26 protein-coding genes and 1 riboswitch are annotated in these 26,983 nt (G+C 54.6%); of the genes, 2 read left to right on the top strand and 24 right to left on the bottom strand.

Features of this window, described 5'->3' with window-relative positions; all coding sequences use genetic code 11:
* Positions 1 to 33 precede the first annotated feature (33 nt).
* Positions 34 to 969 carry a magnesium/cobalt transporter CorA gene (corA, locus tag MHI45_RS28650; RefSeq protein ID WP_038588344.1) on the top strand — a complete coding sequence of 312 codons (936 nt, stop codon included), beginning with the start codon at positions 34 to 36 and terminating at the stop codon, positions 967 to 969.
* 97 nt (positions 970 to 1,066) lie between these two features.
* Here corA and MHI45_RS28645 read toward each other — a convergent pair whose 3' ends face one another.
* From MHI45_RS28645 to MHI45_RS28565, 17 genes are all read right to left on the bottom strand, one after another.
* On the bottom strand, positions 1,067 to 1,363 hold the full coding sequence (locus tag MHI45_RS28645; protein ID WP_076111532.1) for an immunity 53 family protein: 297 nt from the start codon (positions 1,361 to 1,363) through the stop codon (positions 1,067 to 1,069).
* A 217-nt stretch (positions 1,364 to 1,580) separates the two neighbouring features.
* Positions 1,581 to 2,597: an HRDC domain-containing protein gene (locus tag MHI45_RS28640; RefSeq protein WP_076111519.1), complete on the bottom strand. Its 1,017-nt coding sequence runs from the start codon at positions 2,595 to 2,597 to the stop codon at positions 1,581 to 1,583.
* A gap of 209 nt (positions 2,598 to 2,806) precedes the next feature.
* On the bottom strand, positions 2,807 to 3,688 hold the full coding sequence (locus MHI45_RS28635) for an ROK family protein (protein ID WP_076111517.1): 882 nt from the start codon (positions 3,686 to 3,688) through the stop codon (positions 2,807 to 2,809).
* Positions 3,689 to 3,908: 220 nt separating this feature from the next.
* The gene (locus MHI45_RS28630; RefSeq protein ID WP_256718143.1) at positions 3,909 to 5,714 is read right to left on the bottom strand and encodes a cobyrinate a,c-diamide synthase; all 1,806 of its coding nucleotides are present in this window, start codon (positions 5,712 to 5,714) and stop codon (positions 3,909 to 3,911) included.
* Positions 5,707 to 6,822, bottom strand: coding sequence for a cobalt-precorrin 5A hydrolase (locus tag MHI45_RS28625; protein ID WP_076111515.1), 1,116 nt, complete (start codon positions 6,820 to 6,822; stop codon positions 5,707 to 5,709). The genes MHI45_RS28630 and MHI45_RS28625 overlap by 8 nt, the downstream gene beginning before the upstream one ends.
* Positions 6,815 to 7,618: a precorrin-4 C(11)-methyltransferase gene (cobM, locus tag MHI45_RS28620; protein WP_038588334.1), complete on the bottom strand. Its 804-nt coding sequence runs from the start codon at positions 7,616 to 7,618 to the stop codon at positions 6,815 to 6,817. The genes MHI45_RS28625 and cobM overlap by 8 nt, the downstream gene beginning before the upstream one ends.
* Positions 7,615 to 8,325: a precorrin-2 C(20)-methyltransferase gene (cobI, locus tag MHI45_RS28615; protein ID WP_038599100.1), complete on the bottom strand. Its 711-nt coding sequence runs from the start codon at positions 8,323 to 8,325 to the stop codon at positions 7,615 to 7,617. Before cobI ends, cobM begins: the two co-directional genes overlap by 4 nt.
* 1,016 nt (positions 8,326 to 9,341) lie before the next feature.
* On the bottom strand, positions 9,342 to 10,571 hold the full coding sequence (locus tag MHI45_RS28610) for a bifunctional cobalt-precorrin-7 (C(5))-methyltransferase/cobalt-precorrin-6B (C(15))-methyltransferase (RefSeq protein WP_076111513.1): 1,230 nt from the start codon (positions 10,569 to 10,571) through the stop codon (positions 9,342 to 9,344).
* A complete protein-coding gene (locus tag MHI45_RS28605) occupies positions 10,564 to 11,664 on the bottom strand; it encodes a cobalt-precorrin-5B (C(1))-methyltransferase (protein ID WP_076111511.1) in 1,101 nt (366 codons plus the stop codon). Before MHI45_RS28605 ends, MHI45_RS28610 begins: the two co-directional genes overlap by 8 nt.
* A 288-nt stretch (positions 11,665 to 11,952) precedes the next feature.
* Positions 11,953 to 12,627 carry a precorrin-8X methylmutase gene (locus tag MHI45_RS28600; RefSeq protein ID WP_038588327.1) on the bottom strand — a complete coding sequence of 225 codons (675 nt, stop codon included), beginning with the start codon at positions 12,625 to 12,627 and terminating at the stop codon, positions 11,953 to 11,955.
* Positions 12,628 to 12,641: 14 nt separating this feature from the next.
* Positions 12,642 to 13,457: a precorrin-6A reductase gene (cobK, locus tag MHI45_RS28595; RefSeq protein WP_076111510.1), complete on the bottom strand. Its 816-nt coding sequence runs from the start codon at positions 13,455 to 13,457 to the stop codon at positions 12,642 to 12,644.
* Between the two features lie 5 nt (positions 13,458 to 13,462).
* Positions 13,463 to 14,701: a sirohydrochlorin chelatase gene (locus tag MHI45_RS28590; protein WP_076111508.1), complete on the bottom strand. Its 1,239-nt coding sequence runs from the start codon at positions 14,699 to 14,701 to the stop codon at positions 13,463 to 13,465.
* Positions 14,698 to 16,272 (bottom strand): precorrin-3B C(17)-methyltransferase, encoded by a 1,575-nt coding sequence (gene cobJ / locus MHI45_RS28585; RefSeq protein WP_083675704.1) that lies wholly within the window; start codon positions 16,270 to 16,272, stop codon positions 14,698 to 14,700. Before cobJ ends, MHI45_RS28590 begins: the two co-directional genes overlap by 4 nt.
* A 144-nt stretch (positions 16,273 to 16,416) precedes the next feature.
* Positions 16,417 to 17,280: an energy-coupling factor ABC transporter ATP-binding protein gene (locus tag MHI45_RS28580; protein ID WP_076111504.1), complete on the bottom strand. Its 864-nt coding sequence runs from the start codon at positions 17,278 to 17,280 to the stop codon at positions 16,417 to 16,419.
* A gap of 70 nt (positions 17,281 to 17,350) precedes the next feature.
* Positions 17,351 to 18,142: a cobalt ECF transporter T component CbiQ gene (cbiQ, locus tag MHI45_RS28575; RefSeq protein WP_076111502.1), complete on the bottom strand. Its 792-nt coding sequence runs from the start codon at positions 18,140 to 18,142 to the stop codon at positions 17,351 to 17,353.
* Positions 18,126 to 18,422, bottom strand: a complete 297-nt coding sequence (locus MHI45_RS28570) for an energy-coupling factor ABC transporter substrate-binding protein (protein WP_038588318.1) — start codon at positions 18,420 to 18,422, stop codon at positions 18,126 to 18,128. The genes cbiQ and MHI45_RS28570 overlap by 17 nt, the downstream gene beginning before the upstream one ends.
* Positions 18,422 to 19,186: an energy-coupling factor ABC transporter permease gene (locus tag MHI45_RS28565; RefSeq protein ID WP_076111501.1), complete on the bottom strand. Its 765-nt coding sequence runs from the start codon at positions 19,184 to 19,186 to the stop codon at positions 18,422 to 18,424. Before MHI45_RS28565 ends, MHI45_RS28570 begins: the two co-directional genes overlap by 1 nt.
* Before the next feature lie 263 nt (positions 19,187 to 19,449).
* A riboswitch (cobalamin riboswitch) is annotated at positions 19,450 to 19,638 on the bottom strand.
* A gap of 163 nt (positions 19,639 to 19,801) precedes the next feature.
* On the opposite strand from MHI45_RS28565, the gene MHI45_RS28560 reads away from it, so the two are divergent.
* Positions 19,802 to 20,779 carry an ArsR/SmtB family transcription factor gene (locus MHI45_RS28560; RefSeq protein ID WP_076111499.1) on the top strand — a complete coding sequence of 326 codons (978 nt, stop codon included), beginning with the start codon at positions 19,802 to 19,804 and terminating at the stop codon, positions 20,777 to 20,779.
* A gap of 203 nt (positions 20,780 to 20,982) precedes the next feature.
* On the opposite strand, the gene MHI45_RS28555 is transcribed toward MHI45_RS28560, so the two are convergent.
* The 7 genes from MHI45_RS28555 to MHI45_RS28525 all read right to left on the bottom strand — a co-directional run bounded on the left by MHI45_RS28555 (position 20,983) and on the right by MHI45_RS28525 (position 26,982).
* Entirely contained in the window at positions 20,983 to 21,258 is a 276-nt protein-coding gene (locus tag MHI45_RS28555; RefSeq protein ID WP_038588311.1) for a DUF6171 family protein, read from the bottom strand.
* 13 nt (positions 21,259 to 21,271) lie between these two features.
* Positions 21,272 to 22,768 (bottom strand): alpha-N-arabinofuranosidase, encoded by a 1,497-nt coding sequence (locus MHI45_RS28550; RefSeq protein ID WP_076111497.1) that lies wholly within the window; start codon positions 22,766 to 22,768, stop codon positions 21,272 to 21,274.
* A gap of 202 nt (positions 22,769 to 22,970) precedes the next feature.
* The gene (locus tag MHI45_RS28545) at positions 22,971 to 23,897 is read right to left on the bottom strand and encodes a 5'-3' exonuclease (RefSeq protein ID WP_052091936.1); all 927 of its coding nucleotides are present in this window, start codon (positions 23,895 to 23,897) and stop codon (positions 22,971 to 22,973) included.
* Positions 23,898 to 23,925: 28 nt separating this feature from the next.
* A complete protein-coding gene (locus tag MHI45_RS28540) occupies positions 23,926 to 24,291 on the bottom strand; it encodes an arsenate reductase family protein (RefSeq protein WP_076111496.1) in 366 nt (121 codons plus the stop codon).
* 282 nt (positions 24,292 to 24,573) lie between these two features.
* Positions 24,574 to 25,431, bottom strand: a complete 858-nt coding sequence (locus MHI45_RS28535; RefSeq protein WP_256718146.1) for an IS3 family transposase — start codon at positions 25,429 to 25,431, stop codon at positions 24,574 to 24,576.
* A gap of 11 nt (positions 25,432 to 25,442) precedes the next feature.
* Complete coding sequence (locus MHI45_RS28530) at positions 25,443 to 25,739, bottom strand: transposase (protein WP_076111493.1); 297 nt, start codon at positions 25,737 to 25,739, stop codon at positions 25,443 to 25,445.
* Between the two features lie 256 nt (positions 25,740 to 25,995).
* Positions 25,996 to 26,982, bottom strand: a complete 987-nt coding sequence (locus tag MHI45_RS28525) for an RluA family pseudouridine synthase (protein ID WP_076111491.1) — start codon at positions 26,980 to 26,982, stop codon at positions 25,996 to 25,998.
* Position 26,983 lies beyond the last annotated feature (1 nt).

The raw sequence follows: 26,983 nt of genomic DNA, 5'->3' as shown, positions 1-26,983 counted from the left end.
TGGAGAAGACTGGGGACAGAAGGAGTGAATCAGATGAAAATCCGGCTGGTGAACGCAGGGGTTTTTACAACTATTGAGGATATTGAAGAAACACTGACAGCCCCTACAGAGGGCTTCTACTGGATTGATGCGGACGTTGAGGATTTGGAGCTGCTTCAGCCCCTATACAATCTGCATGACCTGGCCGTTGAGGATTGCCTCAGCGAAGAGGAGCAGCGCCCGAAGATTGAAATTTATGAAAGCCATTATTTTATAGTTGTCAACAGTATCCGTTTTGATGACGAGGAGATTTTCCTCCGTGCACTGAACGTGTTTCTCGGCAGACATTACATTATTACCGTCACCAAACAAAAGATCCATGAGCTGCGTGTGCTGAAACCCATCCTGTGGGAGCAGGAGGTCAGCGAGCCGGACCGCTTCCTGTACCATCTGATCGACACTGTCGTGGATAACTATTTCTCCGTCGGCGACCGGATTGAAGTGCGGATTGAGAAGCTGGAAGAGGATATTCTTATGCATACCAAGAAATCGCATCTTAGCGAGATTATCGGTCTGCGCAGCGAAATTCTCTGGCTGAAGAAGATGCTTGGGCCGCAGAAAGAGGTTATCAACACCCTAAATAAAAAAGACCTCCGCCTGATCGATGACCAGCTGCAGAAGTATTTTAGCGATATTTATGAAAATGCGGTCAAAATCTCTGAAACCTTCGAGACCTACCGCGATCTTATGGGCAACTTGCGCGAGGCATACCAATCGAGTATTGCCAACCGTGCCAACGAAATTATGAGAGTATTTACAGCCATTACAACGATATTCATGCCGCTGACCGTAATTACCGGGATCTACGGGATGAACTTTGACAATATTCCCGAGACCCATTCAGAGTACGGCTACTATGGCGTTATTGCCGTTATGGTGACGCTCGGCTGCGGGATGCTGTTTGTTTTCCGCAAAAAGGATTGGCTATGAACAACAACGGACGAATACGCTAGGCGAAGGCACCAGTACCGCAAGGGAATGGAAGCCTTCGTCTTTTTGTTTAGAAGAAGCTGAATAGCATCATTTCCTAATCTTCGTTAAGCATTGCCCATTGCTGAAATATTTGTAGGATCTCTTCTAAATTGTTCACTCCTCCTCTTCCCTGGAAAATATTATCGCTTACCTTACCGTATACCCAGTCGACATCCGACCTGTCAATATTCAGCAGTTCAAAACCTTTATCCTCCAGTTCGGTCCCCCCCAGAAAAATGTCAACAGACCACCCGGGATTATCAAGTGTCGTGATGCTGACAACCTGGCTGTGTTCCCAATCTCCGTCACATTGCCGTGAATACCACACTTCAAGCCATTGTAAAACATTCATGTATACAGCTCCAATCCAGAATATGTTCAGCGGCAATCCGCAAATCCCCTTTGATCATCTGCCTAAAGGTTAATGTTCATTACCCTGTTTGCATATTTTGTAATACAAATCGAAAAAAAACCTAAGCGGAACTCTCTCCTGCAAGGGAAAAATCCCGCTTAGCTACAATTCTTTCGCTTAGGCAACTTCATTTCGCCCCGGCATCGAAAGCCTTATTCTAAAACCCCGTAGCCATTTCCACTCCGTTCTCCGTACCGCGCCGGAAACGGATCCGGATCAGCCGCAGCCGTTCATAATACATATCCAGCCCTTCGGCAGGTGAAAATTCCTCTCCGTACGCTTTATACAGCACAGGCTTCAGGAAGGAATCCCCCAACAGTTCATAGGCGGTCCATATACTGTCCTGCTCGTTTGGTGAAATTCCCTGTAGTTCCAGCTCAATCAGCTTCTCCACGGAATATCCGTCCTTCTCCAGTTCTTCCACCGCTTCGAGCACTTCACGGCGGCTAACGCCGCTCGTCGTTTTGAGCTGGTCCATTCCCAGGCCGTTTTCAATCCCCTGGAGCACTATGCGCCGCAGCCGCAACCGTTCCAGCTGTTTCTTGTACTTAAGCTCTTTCTGCTTATAAAGCCATGAGCTGAAAGCTTCCTCTTCAACAGCCTCGTTGACCCAGCTCAGCGGATAACTGTGATCACGCGAAGCTCCCGAAGTGATGTTCAGCCATTCACCCCCATATTGCGAAGCCTTTCCCTCGCCGACCCCGGGGATTTGCAGCAGTTCCTCCGGCGTGCGGGGAAGAAATGCGCTGAGCATCCGCAGCAGACGGTTGCTGGCCAGAATATAAGGCGCTTTGCGCTCACTGGATGCCCTGCCCCTGCGCCAGGCGCAGAGCTCCTCATAAATGGCTTCGTTAGCGTGCTGTTCGCTGTAATGCTGCAGCTTGAGCTGCTCCTGATTACGGCTGTTCAGACCCTCTTCTTCATGGAATACGCCGTCGATTAACGGACGGTAGCCGTCCCCCATCTTTACCGCCAGCTCATGCCTGTATACACATAACATCTCATTCCATGAGCCGCCCTCATACCAAATGTTGTCGCTCAGCTCCTCGGCTCCGGAAAAATCGCGCCAGCCCAGACTCCAAATGCCTTCTTCCTCGCCAATCCATAGCTGGGCAAACGCCTCCTGGTCCGCCCCTGACATTCTCGACAACCGGTTCATAAATACGATCTGCATCCCGATCCCTACCTTCCTCGTCTTACAGCAAGCATGATCGCGTCAACGCCGGAGCTTCCGATCTATAGAGCACGACTGCTATATAGACCCCTTGAACGCACAAAAAGCACCTCTCTCACGCTGAACGTGAAAGAGGTGCTCCCTCTTAAATGCTATACTGTTAAATCCTAGGATACCATAGATTGCCGAACAGTCAATCTCTTTTTGTGTTAGGCTCTGTCCAATGCCATTTTGGCTAATCCAAGCGCTCCGGACAGTCCGGCATTGTCTCCAAGCTGTGGTGAAACAACATAGTTGCCGATGCCTTCATTCAGTGCAGGATGCTGCACATAGCCCCCCAGCAACTCTTGCAGCTTAGCATGGATTAACGGGAACAGCTGACTTTGCTTCATGACACCGCCGCCCATAACGATCTTCTGCGGAGACAGAATAAGCACATAATTCATTAGTGCATGCGCCAGATAATGGGCCTCCATGGCCCAAGCCGGGTGATCCGCAGGCAGCTCGCCTGCCGGCTGGCCCCAACGGCTGCCGATTGCCGGACCTGCAGCCAGGCCTTCCAGGCAATCCCCATGATAAGGGCAAAAGCCTGCAAAGTTGTCCTCCGGATGGCGCGGTACGAGAATATGCCCCATTTCAGGATGGGATAAGCCGTGAATCAGCTCACCGCCGACCACTGCCCCGGCCCCGATACCTGTGCCAACGGTAATATAAAGACAGCTGTCCAGCCCCTGAGCCGCGCCCCATTTGTATTCACCCAACGCTGCTCCATTCACATCCGTATCAAAACCGATCGGCACATTGAATTGTCCGCCTACGGCTCCTACCAGATTATATTGTCCCCAGTGAGGTTTCGGAGTCGTTGTAATATATCCATACGTAGGGCTGCCCAGCACCGGATCAATGGGTCCAAATGAGCCGATGCCGATGGCGTCCACTTGTTTATTGCCAAAATAGTCAATCACGAGTCCCATCGTCTCTTCGGGCGTTGTCGTTGGAAAGCTGACCCGGTCGATTATCGTCCCGTCCTCATTCCCCACTCCGCATACAAACTTCGTTCCCCCTGCTTCAATCGCTCCCAACAATTTCATTGCAGTGTTCCCCCTTCTCCATGAACGGCTGGCCGTTAACCGGCTCTACCGGTAGTTATACACTATTAAAGCGCTCTCTTGCCTTTATTATACGTGGGTTGCAGGGTTATGACAAGCGGTTGACATACTTCTGTTTTCCGAAAAAAAGGACATTACACGCCGGCCCCTGTTTAACCGGAGCTGCTGTTTTGTCCTTTGTCATAGCTGGTAAAGATCTGGATTATTTACGTTCATGATAGGCCCGGCAGGCTGCGACAAACCGTGCAGCCGCCGGCAGATAAGAAGCCAGATGAATATGGGCATAAGCTGCCATCACATTGCCGCTTACATAACCTTCCGGCTGGCTGCCGCCCCTCCCTTTGCTCTCATACGCAAAGGTCCTTGCCTCTCCATGGTCATAACTCATGACGGAGTAATGAAATTCATGTCCGCGCAGTGTCTCTCCCTGCAGCAGCAGCAGGCAGTCCCGGATCGCGGTAACTTCCCGGTAACCAAGCGCCGCACGGCGCTCCTGCATAACCGTATGAGCCGGAATAATCCCGGCCATCTCATGCAAGTTCCCGCTGCGGTCGGTCAGACTGCGGGCCAGTACCATATAGCCGCCACATTCGGCATAGAGCGGCATTCCGTCCGCCGCAGCTGACCGGATGCCGTTCAGGAAAGCCTTGTTCCCCGCGATTACGGAAGCAAACTCTTCGGGAAACCCGCCGCCAATATAGATGCCGTCCGCTTCCGGCGGAATACCTTCGCCGCGAAGCGGGCTGAATTCAACCAGTCTTGCACCGGCGCGAACTAACAGCTCCAGATTGTCGGTGTAATAGAAATTAAATGCCGCATCACGGGCAACGGCAAGAACCGGGCGGTAGTCGGCTGGTTCAAGGGACGGAGGGATGGGGTGAACCGGCCTGGAGCTAGCTGACGCAAGTGACGGAGCGATAGGGTGAACCGGTGACTGGTAGCTGGCTGACGCAAGTGACGGAGCGATGGGAAGATGGCCGCCTAGTGATACAGCATGGGACACGGCATGGGATACCGCCGCGGATTCGCTGCCGGTTGTCGGCTGTTCTGGCCGCTGGGAAGATGCTGCCCGTTCACTTTCCACACCCCGGGAAAGGTGCAAATCGGGAGCAGGATTAGTTGGTAATCCTGTTTCCGCGATGCCTGCCGGTTGATCTTCACGCAGGCAATCGGACGCCGCCGCCAGGTAGTCTTCAGCTGGCGACCCGCCCTGTGGAGGGTCACCAAACAGGGAGATCTCTGCCAGCGGGATCTCCGGTAAGTGGAGCGGATGCCGCAGCGGGGGCGCTGCTCCGGCAAGCTGCAGCAGCGCCGAGAGGTCGGTGCCCTCCGCCAGCAGATCGGCGGCACGGTCGAACAAGGGTTCCAGCTCCCCCCGCTCAACGGCGGGCAGCAGGCCCAAATGCCGCTCCGGAATGTCGAGCCCGCTATCCCGCAGCAGCCAGCCCAGCACGGGAATTCCACAGGCAGCTTCAATCGCCGCCTTCACTGTCTGGTAATGGCTGGCGCTGCCGCAGCGGTTCACGATAACTGCGGCAATACGTACGCGCGGCTCCAGCTGCTGGAAGCCCAGTACTATTGCCGCCGCACTGCGGCCCATGCTGCGGACATCGAGCACCAGCAAAACCGGACTTTCTGTCAGGATGGCAATCTCGGCGGTTGAGCCGGTTAGCCCTGTCGCTTCTTTGCCGTCATACAGCCCCATGACCCCTTCGATCACCGAAAGATCCGCTTCCGCTGAGGAGCGCAGAAAGTACTCCAGCAAATACTCGCCTGAGGTCATCCAGGAATCAAGATTCCGCGGTGAACGTCCGGTGACAGCGGCATGATAGGCCGGATCAATGTAATCCGGGCCGCATTTGAAGCCCTGTACATTCAGTCCCTGCCGGGCAAACGCCCGCATCAGCCCAAGTGTTACCGTCGTTTTTCCCGAACCGCTGCCTGTACCGGCTACAAGGATGCGGGCACGCCGCTGCAACGGAAGCCCGTCTCCTTCCCACTCATACATCTGAGTCGTCCTCCCCCCTGTCAAAAATAACCCTGGCCACGGCAATCGTCACATTGCCGCTTTTTTTCTTGGGCAAAAGCAAGTCCCTCGCACCGGAAGACAAAAGGGCTGCAGGCTCGCAAACACCATAGGCTCCGGTCGCCTTGAATACAATCTCCGACGGCTGGTCCAGCGGCACCGTATTCAGCTGCTCCGGCGGATACAAAGCCAGCTCCCAGCCGTGCTTGGCGCACAAAGCGAGCAGTCCGGCTTCATCGCCTTTGATCCCGGCAGTGGCCGCGTTCCGCACGCTTAGGAGAGACAGCCCCAGCTCTGCCAGGGTTTCCGCCACCACGGCTTCCAGCTCCGCCGCCGAAGTGCCGCGGTTGCAGCCCAGACCGAGCACCAGGCTGCGCGGACGGTACACTACGGTCCGTTCCGGCAAAGCCGCTGCTTCCGGCGCTTTCAGCAGCCGGTCGGTTACAACAATTGCCGCGCTGAAGGAAGCCGCGCGCATTTCAGCCATATCCCTGCAAAGCTGCACATGCTCGGGCAATGCCGCTCCAGGGTGCAGCCAGCCGCGCTCCCCGCGCTCCTGCAGGAAAGCTACCCGCTCGCCGTTCACCAAGGCGGCACTCACCGCCTTCATGTGGGTGAAACTCTCCGGCCGCCAGCCGAATTCACGGCCGAGCAAATCCACCGCGAAAGTCCCCTGAACATCCGAGGCGGTTGTGATCACGGGATGGCTGCCCAGCAGCCCGGCAATCTGCAGCGTCAGCCTGTTGGCCCCGCCCAAATGGCCGGAAAGCATGCTGATTACATGCTCTCCGCGTTCGTCAATCACGATGACGGCAGGGTCGGTTTTTTTATCCTGCAGCAATGGCGCAGCTAATCTTACCGCTGCGCCAAGCGAGAAGAAAAGAATCAAAGCCTCATAACGTTGGAATAAGACCGGCAGCAGCTCTTTTAGCGGCTCGGAAAATATCCGGCGTTCCCCCGGTATCTTTTCAAGCTTCCCGCTGTACTTGGCGTAGCAGAACACTTCGGTACTGCCCAGTTGCTCCCCCAGCGTCAGCGCAAGCTTAATGCCGTTACGTGTAATGGCGACAGCCGCATATTTCTTATCCATGATTGCCGGTCCCTTCCCGGCAGCCGTGGGTAAACGTCTTGTCGTACAGCTTTGAGCGGTGGGCATCGCGGTCGACCAGCCCGGGATCCAATGCCCAGCCGGCCAGAATCATCGCATGCATCGTAATGCCCGCTTCACGCAGGTCAGCCTCCAGTCTCTCTACCGTTGTCCGCAGAATCTGCTGATCCGGCCATGTCGCCCGTTTGACCACAGCCACAGGCGTGTCCGGACTCCATCCGGCGGCGAGGAATTCCTCCGCCGCATGTCCGGCCAGTGAAGCGCTGAGGAACAGTGCCACCGTGCAGTGATGGCTGGCCAGACGGCGCAGCTGCTCGCGCTCGGGCACGGGCGTGCGTCCTTCGGCACGGGTCAGAATGACCGTCTGCGTTAGCTCCGGCACCGTCAGCTCCGCGCCAAGTGCCGCCGCCGAGGCAAAAACAGAACTGACACCCGGCACGATCTCATAGCCGACGCCGCACAGCTTCAGCAGCGACATCTGCTCCAGGATCGCACCGTACATCGAGGGGTCGCCTGTGTGCACACGGGCTACGCTTTTGCCGGCCTGCACCGCTTCTGCCATCAGCTCCACCTGTCGCTCCAGATCCATCCCTGAGCTTTGCAGCACCTCAGCACCGGGCTTCGCGCTGGAGATCAGCTCTTCACTGACCAGCGAATCGGCGTACAATACGAGATCGGCCGAGCGCAGAATACGGCTGCCCTTAACAGTAATCAGCTCAGGATCGCCGGGTCCTGCCCCGACGATGTAGACCTTAGGTTCCAGCTGTACTTCCGTCATTTGCTCACCACCATCAGACTCAAATACTCCAGATCCGAGCCGCGCAGCTCGCGGGCATCCCGCCAGACGGTCTCATAGGGAGAAGTCACCTTGGTGACAACGGACGCTTTTCCTCCAAGACCCAGTTCATCCAGCACCTCCAGCACCAGATCAAGCACCTTCGCCACTTTAAGGAACACTACAGTATCATGATGCAGCAGTGCTTCCTTCAGCGCCTCGCGGTCATCGGTAGCCGGAATGATACCCACCCGCTGATCGCCGTCGGCAAGCGGCTGTTCGAGTGCCGCAGCGGCACCCAGCACTGAAGAAATTCCGGGAACCGATACAATCGGCACAACGGGATGCTGCTCTTGCATTAAACGGGCCAGATGAATAAAGGTGCTGTACAGATTGGGGTCACCCTCCGTCACAAAAGCAACATCATTGCCAAGGCGCAGCTCATTCCAGCACAGCTCCACAGTCCAGCGCCAACCATTCTCCAGCTGCACAGGGTCTTTGGTCATCGGAAACACAAGTCCCAGCATGACCTTTTCGTCCTCATTTACATAGGTGTCGACGATCTCCTGGGCATAGGATTTGCCGCCCTTTTTGGCAGCCGGATAGGCGATCACCGGACATTCTTTCAGCAGACGGCAGGCTTTGACCGTAATCAGCTCCGGGTCCCCGGGACCGACACCCACTCCATACAAGGTACCTACAGCCAGCAAAGCAGCTTTAGACTCAAATGCATTCTTGGCCTCCAGCTGAACTTCAACAAACTCATACTCTCCCACAGCAGTTTGGGCCATCGCTTGGCCTGTCTCTTCACCGGCAGTATTCTGCCCGCTTGTGGGCACCAGCTGCGGTTCCGCTTGATTGTTTGTCATCTCCAGTTTCTCCTTTTATTGAGCTGTATGTTTATTTGGATATATCTTTAGGTCACCACTGCCTATGGCAGGGGGGATTTATGCTGCGACAGTTTCGTGTATGTACGGCATGGCATTTTGCGGCACAGGTATGCATATAAGAGTTCGGATTGGCACGCACAGGTGCACGTATGGACTGAAGCTATTAGTAACTAAATCTGGTAGTGACTAACTCAGATATGGACTAATCTTCCATGTGCTTCGCTTTAGATTGCCGATTGCATATCCGGACGATAGTCAGTTGATTGCCTTGCAGCTGCTGATGCAGCACTCAGTTTCTCAAGGGGAGGACTGGCACAGAATGCTTGGTTCATCGCTCATGATCCGAGCACCTGGTGGCTACGCGGACTGGAGAGGCGCTATTTGCAGATTTCTTGCTGTTTTTCGCTCTTCTCGGACTCCAGAGACGTTATTAGCATCATTTACCTCCACGGTACAGCCCAGCGAATGAAATAGCGGCGCTGGGGTCCGTTTACTTGGAAAACTAAAGCTCATTGATAAAATAACGTCGCTGCGGTCCGCCTCTGCTCGTAGCTAACTTCGTGACGTTACCTACTAAACATCGTAGCTGTCTAGTCGTCTTCGTATCGCTACCTTCTTCGCACCGTAGCAGTCTAATTGTCTTCATATCGCTACCTTCTTCGCACCGTGGCTGTCTAGTCGTCTTCGTATCGCTACCTTCTTCGCACCGTAGCCGTCTAGTCGTCCTCTTATCGCTACCTTCTTCGCACCGTAGCTGCATTCATAACTTTGCTTCTTCGCACAGCAGCCGCTGTCCGCCTCACACCTATCTTCCGCTGCCCTGCAGCGTTCATCGGTTAAACCGTCTTTTGGCCGCTGACCACATAGACGGGATTCATCCCTTCAAACCGGGTCATGCCTAGAATCGGTTTGCCCCGTGAGGCCTGCAGCATCGTTACTTCCGGAGCAAATCCGGCGAGTGCCAGCGCCTCCATGCTGCCATGCAGCGTCTCAATCGTGATGGCTCCCACAACGATCCGCCCTCCGGGCCGCAGCCGGGCCGCACTATGTGCAATTATAGCTGCCAGCTCGCCACCGCTGCCGCCGATGAACACAGCGTCCGGGTCTGGAAGCTTATCCAGCCCCTGCGGGGCTTTTTCATGGATAATTGCAAAATCCGCACGAAACTTCCGCCGGTTGGCTTCAATGTTGGGCAGATTGTCTGCCCCCTTTTCCAGGGCATAGACCCTGCCAAGACGGGCAATCCGCGCACACTCCACCGCTACTGCACCGGAGCCGGAGCCGATATCCCAGACAATCGCATCCTCGGACAGATTCAGCTCCGACAGGACAAAAGCGCGGACCTCCCGTTTGGTAATCAGGCCCTTTTCCGGCTTCCGCTGCTGGAACACCTCATCGGGATATGCGAATCCGCGCTGCACCTCCAACATACTTCCCGGCTTCCGCCGCAGAATCACCACATTTAGCGCTGCAAATTCCGCCTGCTCCAGCGCCTCCAGTTCCCAGAACCGGCAGACCTCTTCCGGGCCGCCCAACCGCTCGCAGACAAAAGCCTCATACTCCGTCATACCAAACTCCCGCAGGTAAGCTGCAATCCGCGCAGGAGTGTTGATTTCATCCGTCAAAAGAGCAATCTTTTGCCTGCCGTCAATCCGCTGGGCCAGCCCGTTAATCGGCCTGCCGTGCAGACTGATAAGCGCTGCATCCTGCCAGCTGTCACCCAGCCGGGCAAAAGCAAGCTGCACACTGCTGTAATGCGGAATCACTTCGACCTGCTCCGGCCCGAACCTTTTGGCAAGGTAGCCGCCAATCCCAAAAAACAGCGGATCCCCCGAAGCCAGCACAGCAATACGTTTGCCCGCTTTCCACAATCCCTCCAGCTTGTCGGCAAAAGGCTTCAGCCCGCCATGCAGCGTGATCTTTTCCCCATCGTACCAGCTGAAAAACGACAGTTGCCTCTCCCCGCCGAGCAGTACCTCGCTCTCCTGCACTTTTCTCAAGCTTCCCGGTGTCAGTCCGCCTGCACCATCCTCGCCGATACCGATGATATAAATTACATTAGCCACAGATTCCCGCCCTTCCCAGCACTCGGCCTTTCATCGTGATCAGCACCATTTCTACCGTCATCTCCCCATTCATGTGAATCAGGCAATGTCTGCAGGCATGAAGGCATAATTGTTCAAAAAAAGTGTAATTCCCGGCCTCCGTCATCATGTCCACAACCTGTGAAGCCGTATTGGCGGCAGCAATCTCCTGCACCAGTTCGTCGTCAGCCCCGGCTTCGGACGCTACTTGGGACAGGAAACCGAAATCAACCGGCGCATTTTTCGAGTGAATCAGCATGGCTCCCTGTGCTACTTTGGAATATTTGCCCGCCATGCCGACAAGCGTCACCTTGCTGAATCCAAAGGCTTTGGCATGGCCGAGAGAGAACCCCACGTATTCGCCCATCTGTATAAAAGCTTCCTCCGGAAGCTCCGGGAACATTGCCATGGCATATTTTTCACTGCTGCCGCCGGTAGTGAGGATCAGCCCCCTGTTACCCGTAGCAGCTGCAACCGATATGGCCTGAACCACACTCGCCTTATAGGCTTCAGTGGAGAACGGCGTAACCACTCCCCTTGTGCCAAGTATCGAAATACCGCCTACGATGCCCAGTCGCGGATTGAGTGTCTTGAGCGCAATGGCTTCGCCTTCGGGCACACTGATTACCACCCGCAGTCCCCGGGCGGCGCCATGCTCTTCCAGCACCTCGGATACAGCTTCCAGAATCATACGACGGGGCACCGGATTAATCGCGGCTTCTCCTACCGCTACCGGCAGCCCCGGCTTCGTTACTCTGCCGACGCCCCGCCCGCCGTCAATCTCCACACCGGGATGTTCCAGCCAACTGACAGTGGCCTCGATCCAGGCCCGGTGAGTGGCATCCGGGTCATCCCCGGCATCCTTCACCGTGGCACAGGTTGCCATGAAATTATCCTGTCGCTGCCATCCGGTCAGTTCGAAGGTATGCCGGAATCCCGCCGGCAAGTAAAGCTCCACGCTCTCCGGCGCATCGCCTGTGATCAGCAGGAGTGCCGCGCCTTTGGCTGCGGCGGCAGCACAGGCGCCGGTGGTATAACCCCGGCGCATAGGTTTTGAAGCAGTCTCCTCGGTCATGCCGATCCCTTCTTTGCTGTATGTTATGGGTCTCTGTTGATACCGGTAATTGCTGTACTTGCTTGACTCACTAGATTTTAACTTAGTGCTTCTACGTGCTTAGTGCTGCTTCTTAGTGCTTACTTGATGCTTCTTTTTACTTGTGGTCTGTGGATGTTCTACTCTCTGTTTGGCTCTCATTAATTCGCTTCTTCTTGTCTTAGCTTGGCTAGTCTTGGCTTGTTTCTGCTTAGTTCCCGACTTCTATGATTATTTATTCTTTATTCGTATAAAACCCTACCTTTACTGCTACCGTCCAGATTCCTGTTGCTCAGTATCCTGCCGGACAGCCAGCAGGCTTAAGGCATTCACCGCTGCTACAACGACCGTACTGCCGCCTTTGCGGCCTATGTTCGTAATGTAGGGAATATCCAGCTTGCGCAGCTCATCTTTGGATTCGGCAGCGGATACGAAACCAACGGGCATGCCGATGACGAGTCCGGGCTGGGCCGCTCCTTCTTTTACCAGACGAATCAACTCCAGCAGCGCCGTGGGCGCATTGCCGATAACATATATCCCGCCGGGAGCTTCCTTACAAGCTTTGCGCGTCGCGACAATCGCCCGGGTCGTCCCCAGCATTTTGGCTTCTTCGATGACATCCGGATCGGAAATATGCACCCTGACATCTCCGCCGTATTTATGTATCCTTTCCTTGGCGATACCGGCCTCTACCATCCGCACATCGGCAATGATCGGCTTGCCCTGCAGAATGGCAGCTATACCCGCTTCAATCGCCCGGGGATGAAACACCAGACTCCGCCCCAGCTCGAAATCGGCAGATGCGTGGATGATCCGCTGCACCACCGGATACTGTATAGCGTTAAAATAATGTACTCCCAGTTCCTTCGTGATCATTTGAAAGCTCAAGCTCTCAATTTCCTGCGGCTGCACCGTCAGCGGTTTGAAATCCGTTCCAAAGTCCAAGCCCATTCCCCTTTTCATAATTCAGTAGATGTTTCCACATCTTTTCGCTCACGCCCCGCCAGTACTGCTTTTACCGCATAAGCTATCTCATCCATTGCATGATAGACACTGCCAAAATCACAATAAGGCGTGTCCGGACGCGTTATCAAAATAACGTAAAGCCCCATATCCAGCGCAGCATGCAGCTTCTCATCAAGAGATCCCTCTGCCCCGCTCTCCTTAGTGATCATGACCTGCGTGCCGTATTGTCTGTACATCGCTTCGTTCATTTCCCTTGAAAAAGGTCCCTGCACCCCAATAATATTCCGCTGTTCTATCCCAAGCGCAAGGCATTTCTCGATGTTCTCCAGGCAGGGAAGCAGCCTGACCGTCAGGCGCACCTCCGGATCGCTGAGCAGCCGCTCCGCAAAAATGTCCAGTGTTTTCCCACCGGTGGTCAGCATGACCGAGCCTTTTAATTGTTTTGCTTTGCGGGCCGCAGCTTCATAAGAATCTACACAAATCAACCGGGGATGACTGTCATAATGAAGGCTTCTCCGCTCGTAGCGAAAATAGGGCAGCCCCAGCGCTTCCGCAGCGGCCATTGCATTGGCATGGGCCTCAAGTGCAAAGGGATGGCTTGCGTCTACTACAACACTGTAATTCCCCTCCTGCAAAAAGGAGATCATCCCCGGCTGGTCCAACCTGCCAACCGCAGTCCGTATTGCGGCTGCTTTAAGCCGCTCCGCTGCACTTGGCGTTACGACAGAAGCCACCAGCGGCAGTCCGTAACATGACAAGGTCACCGCTAATTCCCGGGCATCACTCGTTCCGCACAACATAAATATCATAGCGTTCAGAATTCCTTCGGCCCGTTAGCTGAAGATACTGCCTGTACTGAAAGGTCCTGCCCAGGCTGTGTCTTGCCGTCCGTATCCATCTCGGAGTGATGCTCCTGTTCATGCTGCCCGCTGCAGCACTGATGCCCATGAGCCGCATGATTACGGCCACATTGCCCGTACTCCTGGTTATGGTGTTCTCCGTGATGATGATGGTGATGGTGATGGAGGTGATGCCCATGCTCGTGATTATGCTCTTCCCCATGATGATGGTGGTGCCCGTGTCCCTCTTCATGGCCTTCCTCACCATGGTGGTGGTGATGGTGGTGTGCGGCCGCCTCAACACGGTATTTGCAGTTATCGCAGTTGGCGAAGGATTGGCCTTCCAATGTCTCTTCAATTCGCTCCGCAAGCATGTCGGACAGCAGCGGGTGAGAACCAAGGTAACTGCCTTGCTCAACCTCGACCTCCGGATGCCCGGCAGCGAACTGCGAGATGATATCGGAAAACTGCTTCATCAGTACTCCGGTGAAAAGCAGGTACGGCAGCACCACAATTTTACGCGCACCCAATGCCAGACAACGTTCCAGCCCCTCGGGCAGCGAAGGTTTGGCAATCGCGATAAAGCAGCCCTCTACGCTTTTATAAGCAGTCCTCTCCCACAGCAGGCGGGTCAGCTTATAGAAATCACTGTTGGCATCAGGATCACTGCCTCCACGGCCCATAACAAGAATAATGGTGTCTTTGTCCTCCACTTTCGAGGTTTTCATCTCAATTGCAGCAGTGCCTGTATTGCCAGCTACGGAGTCAGAAGGTGCTTCCCCCGGACCCGCATCATTCGCATTCTCCCCCGATGTCAGCATCTTGTCTTCCGGCTGGGCCGGCTGTCTCCACGCAGTTGCTTCTGCGATCCGGTCCAGCAAAATATCCACCGCCCGCTCCTGCACGCCAACCGGACGTCCGTACACAAATTCCACGCCGGGATACTTTAGCTTCGCCTGGTCCATGGCCAGCGGAATGTCCAGCTTGGAATGGCCAGCCGCGAACAAAATAATCGGCACCACGAAAACCGTCGAAGCGCCTCCTTTTACACAAAGCTCTATGCCCTCAGCAATCGAAGGCGAAGCCAGTTCTATAAAGCAGGTTACAAGGGTCAGCTCCGGCTTGCGGGCGGCAAGCTCACTTGTGAATTTCCGCAGCTCCTCGTTGCCCTCCGCTACCCGGCTGCCGTGTCCTACGAGCAATACTGTTTTCATTCGTTGTGGCCCCCATGCTGAAAAAATGTATAAAACCGTTCATTGATTTTGCCCTGCGAACCGTATCGCAGGGCAATCGCTGTAACTGCGGCTATGAGCTCTTCTTCATCCATTCCTTCGGCGACGAGACTGCCTGCATGCGGGCCTCGTCCCGACTTCTTCCCGCCAAGGTACAGCTCGAAGCTGCCCTTGGAGTACACTACGCCGATATCCTCCAGCACGGCTGAGCTGCAGGCCATGCCGCAACCAGCTACACCGATCTGAAGTTCCCGCGGCACCGGCCGTCCGTGGAGCAGCTTATGAAGGCGGATAGCCGCATTAAGCCCGTCTTTCTTTCTTAATTCACAGAAGCCGCACGTCTTCACTTTCACAAAATCCCCCGGCAGGCTCACATTCAGCCCGGCCTCTGCCAGACGGTACGCCTTATCCTCCTGCTCAGCCCCACTGCTGCGCAGCAAAAAATGTCCGTCCCGCGTATACACCAGCTGACCTTCATCGCCTGCAAGCTCCGCAAGCAGCGCCATCTGGGTGCCGCTATATCCGTGGCTGCCAAGTGCCGGCGAAACCTCCAGTTCGGAGGCTTCGAATTGCACCGCCGGCGAAACGGCGGAAGCAAAAGCCTTGGGCAGCTCCGTCCGGGCCGCTGCAGAAGCAGCTCCGCTCTCCGCAGCCGCCGCGCTGCCCATAGGGCCAGCAGCGTTATTCACCTCTGCTGCGGCCTCTGCGGCAACCGCTGCCGCAGCCAGCGACCACGGCTCTGCCGCTGTCCGCAGCCGCTCATGCGGCTTCAGCGCCTGCGTCTCGGCGCCAAGACTGTACTTGCGCTCATAGCCGCGCGGCGTCACCATCAGACCTTCATAGACGGTAGTCGCAGAGTTGCCGACCACAACTGTGGAGAGCATGCCGATCTCATGCTCCAGCATATCCTGCAGCGTAGTTACAACCGTCTGCTGGCGGTCACGGTAGGCGCTTTTGACAATGCCGACCGGCGTGGACGGATCGCGGTAGCGAAGCAGAATGCTGCGGGCTTCCTCAATCTGCCGCGTCCGTTTGCCGCTGCGCGGATTATAGAAGGCAATTACAAAATCCGCCGCACCCGCCGCATCGACACGCGCTGCGATGCTCTCCCACGGCGTCAGATGATCGCTCAGGCTGATCGTGCAGGCATCATGCATAATCGGCGCTCCCAGCAGTGAAGAGCAGGACTGGATCGCCGATATTCCGGGAATCACCTCAACTTCCACACCGCCCGCACGTTTCCAGCCCCGTTCGATCAGCACCTCGTACACCAGTCCGGCCATCCCGTACACACCTGCATCCCCACTGGAAATGACCGCAATGCTCTGTCCCGCTTCCGCCCTGCGCACCGCTTCCTGGGCCCGGCTAACCTCTTCGGTCATACCGGTACCGACAATTTCCTGATGCTTCAGCAGCGGCTTGATCAGCTCTACGTAGGTGTTATAGCCGATGACAGCTTCACTTTCCTCAAGCGCAGCCAGTGCGCGGCCTGTAATATGCTCCAGGGCACCGGGGCCAAAGCCGATAATCAGCAGCTTTCCTTGTTTCTTCATCCTTTTTCCCCCGTCCACAAAATAACCTGATTTCATGCTTCCCTTCTGCTTGCTACAACGCTCTATATATAGCAGATGCTTCTGCCCAATCAGGTACATTCACATCTGTCATTGACGCGAACCTTCTTTTACATTTCAAACTCTCTAAACCCTTATATTTCCAGACTCGCTAAACAGCTGCTTCAGAATGGCTTTGAACTCTTCTGCATTCCGGGGAGCAGTCTGCCCGGCAGTCAAACGGCCGGGCAGGCTATGCCATAAATCGGCGAGCAGCGGCAGGTCAAGGCCGATCGCCCGAATGTCTTCCCCGTCTGCAAAAATATCCTCCGGCGATCCGGCTGCCCGGCAGACGCCTTTATCCAGCACGATGATCCAGTCCGCCCAGCGGTAGGCCAGATTCATATCATGCGTCGCCATGACCACCGTGGTGCCCTTGGCATAAATGCTCTCAAGTCCCGCAAGCAGCTGTCTCTCGGAGAGCGGGTCCAGATAGGAGGTCGGCTCATCCAGCAAAATCAGCTCTGGCTCCATCGCCATGACCCCTGCGAGCGCCGTGCGCTTTTTTTGGCCCAGACTGAGCTGATGAACCGGCTTGTCTTGCAGAGCCAGCAGATTCAGCTGCTCCAGCACTTTCAGACAGCGCTTCTGAATAGCGGCCTCATCCATGCCCGTCCCCCGCAGTCCGAAAGAAATATCCTCGATAGGCGTACTAAGAATCAGCTGCTGCTCGGGGTCCTGAAAGACGAGGCCCACGCGGCGGCGCAGGGCGGCCAGCTCTTTTTTGGAATAGGTTAGCGGGGTACCGCCCTGCAGCACCTTGCCTTTCTGCGGACGCAGTACGCCAACGGCATGCAGGAACAAGGTTGATTTGCCGGAGCCGTTGTGGCCGAGCACTGCTGTTTTTCGTCCTTTGGGGATGGAGACAGTCAGCTCCCGCAGCGCAGGTTCCGCCGTGTCCGGATAACTGTAGGCGACCCCCTCAAAGACCAGGCTATATTCGTTATTCATTGCAATCTCCTTACTCTTAGTTCAGTCTCCACTTTAACTCCTGCCGTTGGCCGCTTCCCCAATCAAGAAATCACCAGCTCCGCAAGATCCATAGCTGAGCCAGCAGCAGCAGGAAAATACCGGCGCAAGCCTGAACCGTGAATCTGCGCGGCACCGGGCGTGACACGTACGGCGGTAAAATGATCTCACCCATGTACCCCCGGGTTATCAGCCCCTGTGACAGCCCATAGTAGCGGTGCATCGTATTCGCAAACAGCGAGCCCGCCATTCCCGCAACTTCACGCAGTTTGGCCACCCGTCCTCTTCTGCCGCCGCGCAGCCGCCGGGCCAGCATCATTCCATGTGCTGTATCGCTCAGCAGGAACAGAAAACGGTACATAATCAGCATGAGCTCCAGTACGATCTGCGGCATCCGCAGCCTGCGGAGTACCTGCAGCAATTCTCCGAACGGTGTTGTAAATATGATAAAAAAGCAGCAGGTCAGGCAGGCCAACACGCGCGCCAGCAGCAACCCTGCCCGGTGCAGTCCCTCCGCTGTAATGTATAGTGAACGAGTCGAAGCCGGGAGCTGCAAGGACATTAACGCCTCACCGGCAGTTGGATGGCCAATTTCAAGCAATAGTGCCGGCAGGCTCAGACAAAAGAACAAAAGTGCCGTACCAAACAGCAGGCCGTAGGCGCGCAGCGGGATTTTGGCGTACAGGACGCACCACACGGTCATCCAGCCCGCAATCACAAGCTGCAAGGCCGGATGAAGCGCATAGGAAAGGATGAACATGACTGCTGCGAACAGGCCTTTCCACATCGCGGGCAGCTGCCTCAGCGCATTGCTGTAGGATAACGCATCAATTCTTCTGATCATTAAGCTTGCGCCGGTCCTGTCTGCCTTTCAGCAGGCCGATGGAATAGCCAATCACTCCGGCCCCGATCGCCGCCTGCAGCGCGAACAGCATGCTTTCCGTTTCGCCAGGCAGCTCCGTCAGCGGTTTGAACCACGGCTCATAACCGGGATCAATCTCTGTAATTACACCCTCTGCGGCATCATCAGCCCCGCCGAATTCCCCGTTCACCAGCAGCAGAGGCAGCACCACCAGCAAAATCACCGCCAGCAGCATCAACCCATTTTTCCACTTATTGCTCATCACAGACTTCCTCCCTTGGTTTGCCGTTTCAGCAGCGACAGCTCATTCGGGTTGTAGGATTTCAGCCAGTTCCAGAGCAGCACGGTCAGCAGCCCCTCGCTGATGGCGAGCGGAATCTGCGTCACGGCAAAAATACCGCCGAACTTAATCAGAGAAGCCAGCACACCCCCGTCTGCCGCCGGAAAAGCCACTGCAAGCTGAACCGAGGTCACCACATACGTCATGAGATCAGCCACTGCCGCCGCCATAAAGACTGCCAGCTTTTCACGCCCATTCACCTTCATTAGCAGCTTATAGACCGCATACCCGGCAAAAGGACCGGCCACCGCCATCGAAAATGCATTCGCTCCGAGTGTCGTTATCCCCCCGTGCGCCAGGAGCAGCGCCTGAAACAGCAGCACAACAGACCCGATTACGCTCATCGGCAGCGGCCCCAGCATTACAGCACCAAGTCCCGTTCCTGTAGGATGGGAGCTGCTTCCGGTTACGGAAGGCATTTTGAGTGCCGACAAGACAAAGGTAAATGCACCCGCCAGCCCAAGCAGCAGCTTCAGCTCCGGGTTGTCCTTGGTCATTTTCTTCAGCTTAAGGACTCCAAGGGTAAAAAACGGCAGAAACGCCACCCACCAGAATACGGCCCAGCCTACCGGCAGAAAACCCTCCATAATATGCATCGCGTTGGCCGTGCCCGGCTCATTCAGCAAAAAATAAAAGGTAAATCCGGCAATGAGTGCAGCAAAACTCCAAAACTTGCGTTTGTTCATCCTTTTCCCTCCATGGATTCGTCATTTTGTGCCGCATCAAATCAAAAACTCCCGCCCCGGGGGGTGGGAGTGCTATGTACGTCATCAGATATGTAAGAGATGGTGGTACCGCTGCAACATCGCGGAGAATTCGCAGAATTGTAATGTGGGGGAGCTGAAGCTGGCACTTGCTCTGCACCAAATCTTCAAAATCCACCGTCCCCAAAACTGCATGCCTTCATCTCTTTAACCAATTCGTACACCGCTCCTATCCGCGTAGAGTCGTGGTGCGCGCAAACAAGGTAGGTCTCCTGGCTCGGGATCATAACGCCTTCCTTCGTCTTCCCCGGCTGTTTGCCGAGTGACATGCTGAAGTTCAGCTCTTCCTTACAGTGGCGGGACCGCTCGGGATTTGCACCCGATTCCCTGTTACCCCTTGTAGTTACAAGGGCACCTTGTCTTATCGCTAATTTATCCTGTACATTATAGTGGACTTCGCCGGGTGGTGTCTGTGATAAAAGTGGAGCGGCAAAGTTCTCCAGCACACCATCCGGTGAACCCAACGGGTTGTAAGAAAGCCATTTAAGTAATATAATTATTAACTATATAACTTGAATCCGGAGGCGTACCCAGAAAATGAAACTTGATCTTACCGAAGATTCCCTGCCGGTGTACGAGGCGCTCTCAAGCGCTGTACGTCTGCGAATGCTGCAGCTGCTTGCTGTTCAGCCCATGAATGTAAAGGAATTGGCGGGAGCGGTCAAGCTGAGCAGCGCCATTATGACAATGCATGTTCGTAAGCTGGAAACGGCCGGACTGATCCGCACCCATATGGCTCCCGGACGAAGCGGACTGCAAAAGATTTGTTCTCTTGCCGCTGAAGGGGTGGAGATTATCTTCCCACTCCAGGCCAAAGCAGAGCGCAAGGGTCACCGGAAAGAAATACCGGTCGGACATTATTCCGATTTTGAGATAGAGCCAACCTGCGGGCTGGCCACTACCGAGCATATCATCGGCAGCTTCGACGATCCCCGTTATTTCTGGGATATGGAGCGGATGAATGCCGGAATTCTCTGGTTTGGCAAAGGTTATGTCGAATACAAAATACCCAACTTCCTGTTGTCCAGCCAGCAGCCGGAGGAGCTCATCATTACGATGGAGATTGCCTCCGAAGCACCCTCAACCAATAATAACTGGCCTTCGGATATTGCGTTTACGCTGAATGGCCAGAAGCTCGGGTTTTGGACTAGCCCAGGCGATTACGGAGACAGCCCGGGGAAATATACCCCTGCCTGGTGGCCGGCGTACACCAATCAATACGGCCTGCTCAAGCAGCTGCGCATTACCCCAAAAGGAACCTATATGGACGGCTTAAAACTCTCAGACATTACGCTGGAGCAGGTTGCAATCCGCAACAAGCAGTGGACCTTCAGGCTCTCGGTGGAAGAGGATGCCGAACATATCGGCGGGCTCACCTTATTCGGCAAAGGCTTCGGTAATTACAACGAGGATCTGGTCATAGAGCTGTTCTATACCGATGGATTCAATGGTGCTGACGCGGATAAAAGGGATGCAGCAGCAGGTGCTGACAATGGGAATGGAACAGTCTCCTAGCCAAGCGATGCCTTCACTGTAAAGTCCGCATATATATTCTTCTTTTCTCACATAAACGCCCCCATCCCTCGCGGTATTGCATCCACGAGTGATGAGGGCGTTTAAAATTTCAGTATGCCTGGGACTCCATGGGGTTCTTTCCGGTATTCACAGCCAATGATGCTTCCTCTGTGACAAAGGCTCTCCAACGGCTTGGCGGAACGCTACTCCGTGACCGGACTCCACAAACCGCCGCCCGGCAACGGGCAGCCGCGCTCCTTCAGCTTGGCCACTACCGGAATGATACAGCCACAGGCCGTGCATGTTACGCCATCCTGGAGCTTCGGACAAGCTGAGCAAAGGGCAACCCGCTCCCTGTATACTTCATCTGAAGCGGTGTTGTCCGGGGTGAACATTGATGAAGCCAGAATCCGGGCAATCTGGGCATCCGTCACCTTGTACTCTTCCCGGCAGCCCTTGCAGGTTGATAAAGTGCTCATAACGGATGCTCCCTTAAGCCTTCGGGGTAATTTCCAGCACGGTCACCGACATCGGAGGCAGCTCAACGTTAAGCTTGCCGCCTTCCAGCTTAAAGCCGGTAAACGGCTGTGGCGTCACTGCCTCCGGCTGGCTGAATGTATTGTGGGCATCAATTGCTGTTCCGGCCAGCGTCGTTCCAGTAATCCCAACCTCTTTCCCGGCAAGTCCGCGCAGCTCCAGCGGAAGCGATGCTGCTGCAGCATGATTCAGGTTGCACAGGCTGACATGAATTACACCCTCCGCCGTAATGGAAGCTGAGGCCGAGACTTCCGGAATCTCGCGGCCTTCGAAGCTATAGGTGCCACTCTCCAGCGAAAGATCAAGCAGTTCCGCATCCTGATGCACCTTGTACATATTGAATACGTGGTACGTAGGAGTCAGCAGCATTTTCTCGCCTTCAGTAAGAATTACAGCCTGCAGCACGTTGATCGTCTGGGCAATATTCGCCATCCGAACGCGGCCGCTGTGCTTATGGAAAATGTCGAGGGTTACACCGGCAACCAGCGCATCACGGATCGTGTTCTGCTGATAGAGGAAGCCGGGATTGGTTCCAGGCTCAACATCATACCAGGTTCCCCATTCATCGACAATGAGGCCCACACGTTTCTCCGGATCATATTTGTCCATAATCACACTATGGCGGGTTACCAGCTCATCCATGCGCAGCGCCTTCTCCAGCGTAGAGAACCATTCGCCGGTTTCAAATCCGGTAGCCGCCCCCTTCTGTTCCCAGGCAGGACCCGGAATGGTGTAATAATGAAGTGTGATGGAATCCATATAGCGGGTGGCTTCACGCATCAGGACCTCCATCCAGTGATAATCATCGACATTCGGACCGCAGGCAATGCGATGGATCTTATTGTCTCCATAATTGCGCACATAGGTCTGATACCGGCGGTACAGATCGGCATAATATTCAGGACGCATATTTCCGCCGCAGCCCCAGTTCTCATTGCCCACGCCAAAATATTTCACGGCCCACGGTTCCTGCCGGCCATTCTCCTGACGCAGCTCCGCCATTGGCGAAACGCCGTTGAACGTCAGATACTCCACCCACTCCGACATTTCCTGAACCGTGCCGCTGCCGACGTTGCCGTTGATATAAGGCTCGCAATCCAGCATGGCGCATAGCTCCATAAATTCATGGGTGCCAAAATGGTTGTTCTCCACCGTACCGCCCCAATGCGTGTTGATCATCCGTTTGCGGCCTTCGCGCGGACCGATGCCGTCTTTCCAGTGATATTCATCGGCGAAGCAGCCGCCCGGCCAGCGGAGCACCGGAATCTTGATTTCTTTAAGCGCTTCCACAACATCGTTGCGGATGCCGTTCGTGTTCGGGATCGGTGAATCCTCACCTACCCAGATGCCTTCATAAATACAACGTCCCAAATGCTCGGAGAAATGTCCATAAATATTCCGGTTGATTGTTCCCTTGCGGATATCCGCATTTAAAACTGCACGCTGAATCATTTTAATAATCCACCCCTCAATGGTTAATATATATATTAACCACTTAATAATTATATTAATATTATAAACACTGCTAAACCCCTTCGTCAATCTTTATATAACATGTTCCGCCCCATTCGCAAAAAAAGCACTCTGGAACCTATATGGGTTCAAGAGTGCTTTTGCAAAAAAATAATCAACCTGTATCAGCAGCTGGCGAAGATCAGCCCAGATCCCCAAGCTCGATCTGCACAATGCCCCGCTCATCCTGCACACTGCCGATCAGATGCATCAGGCTGCCGAATTCCAGCTCTTGGAACTTGCGGGCTGCCGTCTCGCGCTGCAGCGCCCACAGGCATTCAGCCAGCGTGCAGACTACCGGAACATCACAGCGGATTTCCGCCAGCTCACGGGACAGGTGAAGCATATCAAGATCAGCCTCAATCTTGGCACGCACGCCTTTGGGAAGCAGATGAAGATTCTCGATTACCCCTTCCACCGTACCGTATTCGGTCAGCAGCTTCAGCGCCGTTTTCTCGCCAATGCCTTTTACACCGGGGTAGTTATCGCTGGTGTCGCCCATGAAGCCCTTCAAATCGATCACCTGGGCAGGGGTGAGGCCCTTTTCCTCCAGCAATTCCGCCGGATCATAAACTTTATAGTTCGAGCGGCCTTTTTTCATAATGACGACTTTGACGTTATCGTTGACCAGTTGCAGCATATCGTGATCGCCGGTGAGAATGTACACCTCGGATTCCCCGCTGTAGCATGAAGCAAGCGTGCCGATGCAATCATCCGCTTCATAGCCCACTAGTCCAATATTCGGTACGCCCAGTTCAGCCACGACTTCCTTGACCAGATCAAACTGTGGAATCAGCTCCAGCGGCGCATCAATCCGGTTCGATTTGTAGCCGTCATACTTCTCGGTGCGGAAAGTCCCTTTGCCCATATCCCAGCAGCAGACCACATGGGAAGGCTCGAATGTGCTGACCGCATCGAAAAAATACTGCAAAAATCCGTACACCGCATTGGTCGGCAGTCCGGCCTTCGTCTTGCGGATATATCCTCCATAAGAGGTCGCATAAAAGGCCCGGAACAGCAGAGCCATTCCATCGACGATCATTACCCGGCCCGTTGTTACTGAACTCATGTGTAACCTCTCCTTATATTCCATCTTATTAGGCGTTGCTCCAGGCTTCGCCGTATTGCTCTTCTTTATAGCCTACAGTGACTTTCTTGCCGTCAGTGACTACCGGGCGTTTGATCAGCATCCCGTTGCTGGACAGCAGTTCAAGCTGCTCGTCTTCACTAAGGCTGGACAGCTTGTCCTTCAAGCCCAGTGCTTTGTATACCTCACCGCTCGTATTAAAAAACTTCTTCAACGGAAACCCGCTGTTCGCGACCAGCAAACGCAGCTCTTCCACAGTGGGCGGCTGCTCGGCGATATGCTGAAGCTCCAGCTCATGCCCCTGTTCCTTCAGCCATTTGACAGCGCTGCGGCAGGTTCCGCATTTTGGATATTGATATACTTTCAGTTGACTCATAGTAGCTCCTTTGGCAGTTCCCTTTAAAAATTTATAGTGAATTCAATTGCAGCCCAACTGCAACCCAACTGCAGCTAAGGAGATGACCCGTGGTGCTGTCATGTATCATTCACAGATAGAATTGTAATTCCGGCCTATCTTTTCGTTTTACAGTGCATTAGATCAGTAATATGGGCGTTACTAGAGGGAAATATGCCCGCTAGTTCCGGCCGAACCCTCAATTATAAAAGGATAGCGGGAATTATGGACCTCCGTCAAGAAAGTGGACACTAAAAAATGAAATTAGGCTGCTTTTCGTTTGAATCTAGCTGCAAACTGAACCGGCGATACGTAGCCCAGAGCACCATGGATTCGCTTGCGGTTATAAAAAAATTCAATGTACTGGTAGATGCCATCATAGGCTTGTTTCTTCGTTTTGAATCGGGTACAGTACACAAACTCTTTTTTCAATAGGCTGTGAAAAGATTCAATGCAAGCATTGTCGTAGCAGTTGCCTTTGCGGCTCATGCTGGCCTTCATGCGGTATTTCACCAAACGTTTACGGTAGTCGGCTGAGGCATACTGTGAGCCTCGATCCGAATGGTGAATGAGACCTTTCTTTGGGCGTTTGGCCTTGTAGGCGTCTTCTAGAGCGCTCATTACCAGATCTGTGGTCATCCGGTCGTCCAGCCGCCAGCCTACGATTTCCCGGGTGCATAGGTCAAGCACGCTGGCGAGGTACATCCGTCCTTCCCGGCAGGGAATGTAAGTGATATCCGCGACCCATGTTTGATTTGGTTTTTCGGTGAAGAATTGTTGGTTTAGCAGATTAGGTGCAACCGGTAAGGTGTGGTTGGAGTCGGTCGTGTTTACGCGGAATTTCTTTGCTACACAGGAGCGCAAGCCCAGCTCTCTCATGTATTTCCCTACGGTACGCTCACTGATCTTGTGGCCTTCGCGCTGGAGAAGAATCGTGATTTTAGGACTGCCGTAGCAGCCTCCTGTATCGTTAAATTGATAGGTGATTCGCTGAAGAAGCAACGCCTTTCGGGTCGCTTGTGGGCTTGGTTTTGCCGTTCTCCATTTGTAATAGCCGCTCCGCGATACCTCAAGGACACTGCACATCTTCTCCACACGAAACCGGGAGCGATGATCTTCGATGAACTGAAATCTCAGTTCTTTGGATTGCTGAAGATGTGCACTGCTTTTTTTACGATGGCCATTTCCTCCGCCATATCGGCTAGTTGCTGTTCTTTTTCCCGCAACTGTCGTTCCAGTTCTCGTACCCTCTCGGCGCTGGCCACGGGCTCGTCTGGGAACTGCCGGAACTTGCCCAGCCATTGATGCAGGGTTTTAGCGGGGATGTCCAGCTCGTGGGCCAGTTCCGCCACCGTCTTGGTCTGCTCCTGGATGTACTTTACCGTCTGTTTTTTAAATTCATCATTGTAGCTTTTTCGTGTTCCACTCATGTGGACACCTCCTCGTTATTCTCATTATTCCTGTTCTCTTAACGAGTGTCCACTTTTAACTCTAACAGCATTAATCCCTCTATAATTGTAGAAATCACGCTATAACACACTATCGATAAAATTACAGGTAGTCAATCCCGCTATTCACTCCGCTACTTCCAAAAGCGATAATTACAGGGACCTTTTCCCGTTAATCACGAGGTCCATGTGTTGCGGCGACATATGCTTGTGCAGGTGCTGTGCAGGTGCAGTACCGCTACTCCCCAGCCGTCTCCTTTTCCAGCTTCTGCTCAAGCAGCGCCATATCCGGCGGCAGCGGCGCTTCGAAGACCAGCTCCGCAAGCCCGACCGGGTGCTTGAACGACAACCGCACCGCATGCAGCGCCTGCCGCGGAATTGAGGCATCCAGCTCCGCGATGCCCGCAAGCCATGCCGCTTCCTCCGAAGTCAGCTCCTCCTTGCCATACAGCAGGTGGCGGTACATGCCGTCACCGATCAGCGGGCAGCCGATAGAGCTCATATGCACCCGGATCTGATGGGTGCGGCCGCTTTCCAGCTTCAGCTCCACCCTCGCCGCACGGCCCGGGTAGGCTGCCTTGACCTCATACCGGGTCAGGGAGGGATAGCCGTCCGGCGTCACGATACGCCGGTGCGGTTCCGCCGGGTCACGGTCGATGGGACCGTCGATATCACCGCGCGGCACCGCAGGAATTCCGTGAACAAAGGCCGCATAACGTTTGTCCACGGTTCCGGCAATCATCTGCTCGGAAATATGCTGGTGGCTATAAGGATTTTTCGCGATTACCAGTACGCCCGACGTCTCCTGGTCCAGCCGGTGAACCGGGCGGAAGCGGTACTGTTCTCCCTTCTGCGCCCAATAATGAACGACCCCATTTGCCAGTGTGTCAGTATAATGGCCATGGGTCGGATGGACAATGATTCCGGCTGCCTTGTTCACGACCAGCAGATGCTCGTCCTCATACAGGATATCAAACGGAATATCCTGCGGCAAAATATCCTCCGACGTTTCCTGCTCCATCCGGATGTCCACGGTGTCTCCGGCGCTGACCCGGACGCTGATATAGACTCGCTCGCCGTTCAGCATAATCCCCTGCTCTGTCATCTTCAGGCGGGAGAGCAGCTTGCGGGACACATCCATCCGCTTCTGCAGGATGGTCTTCAGCAGCCAGCCGTCCTCGGACGGCGGCACAATATAGGAGATCGGTGAATAATAGCTTGTCATA

The sequence above is a fragment of the Paenibacillus sp. FSL H3-0321 genome (assembly GCF_038002865.1).
GTDB lineage: Bacteria > Bacillota > Bacilli > Paenibacillales > Paenibacillaceae > Paenibacillus_AQ.
This window is presented reverse-complemented; position numbering and strand designations above follow the sequence as displayed.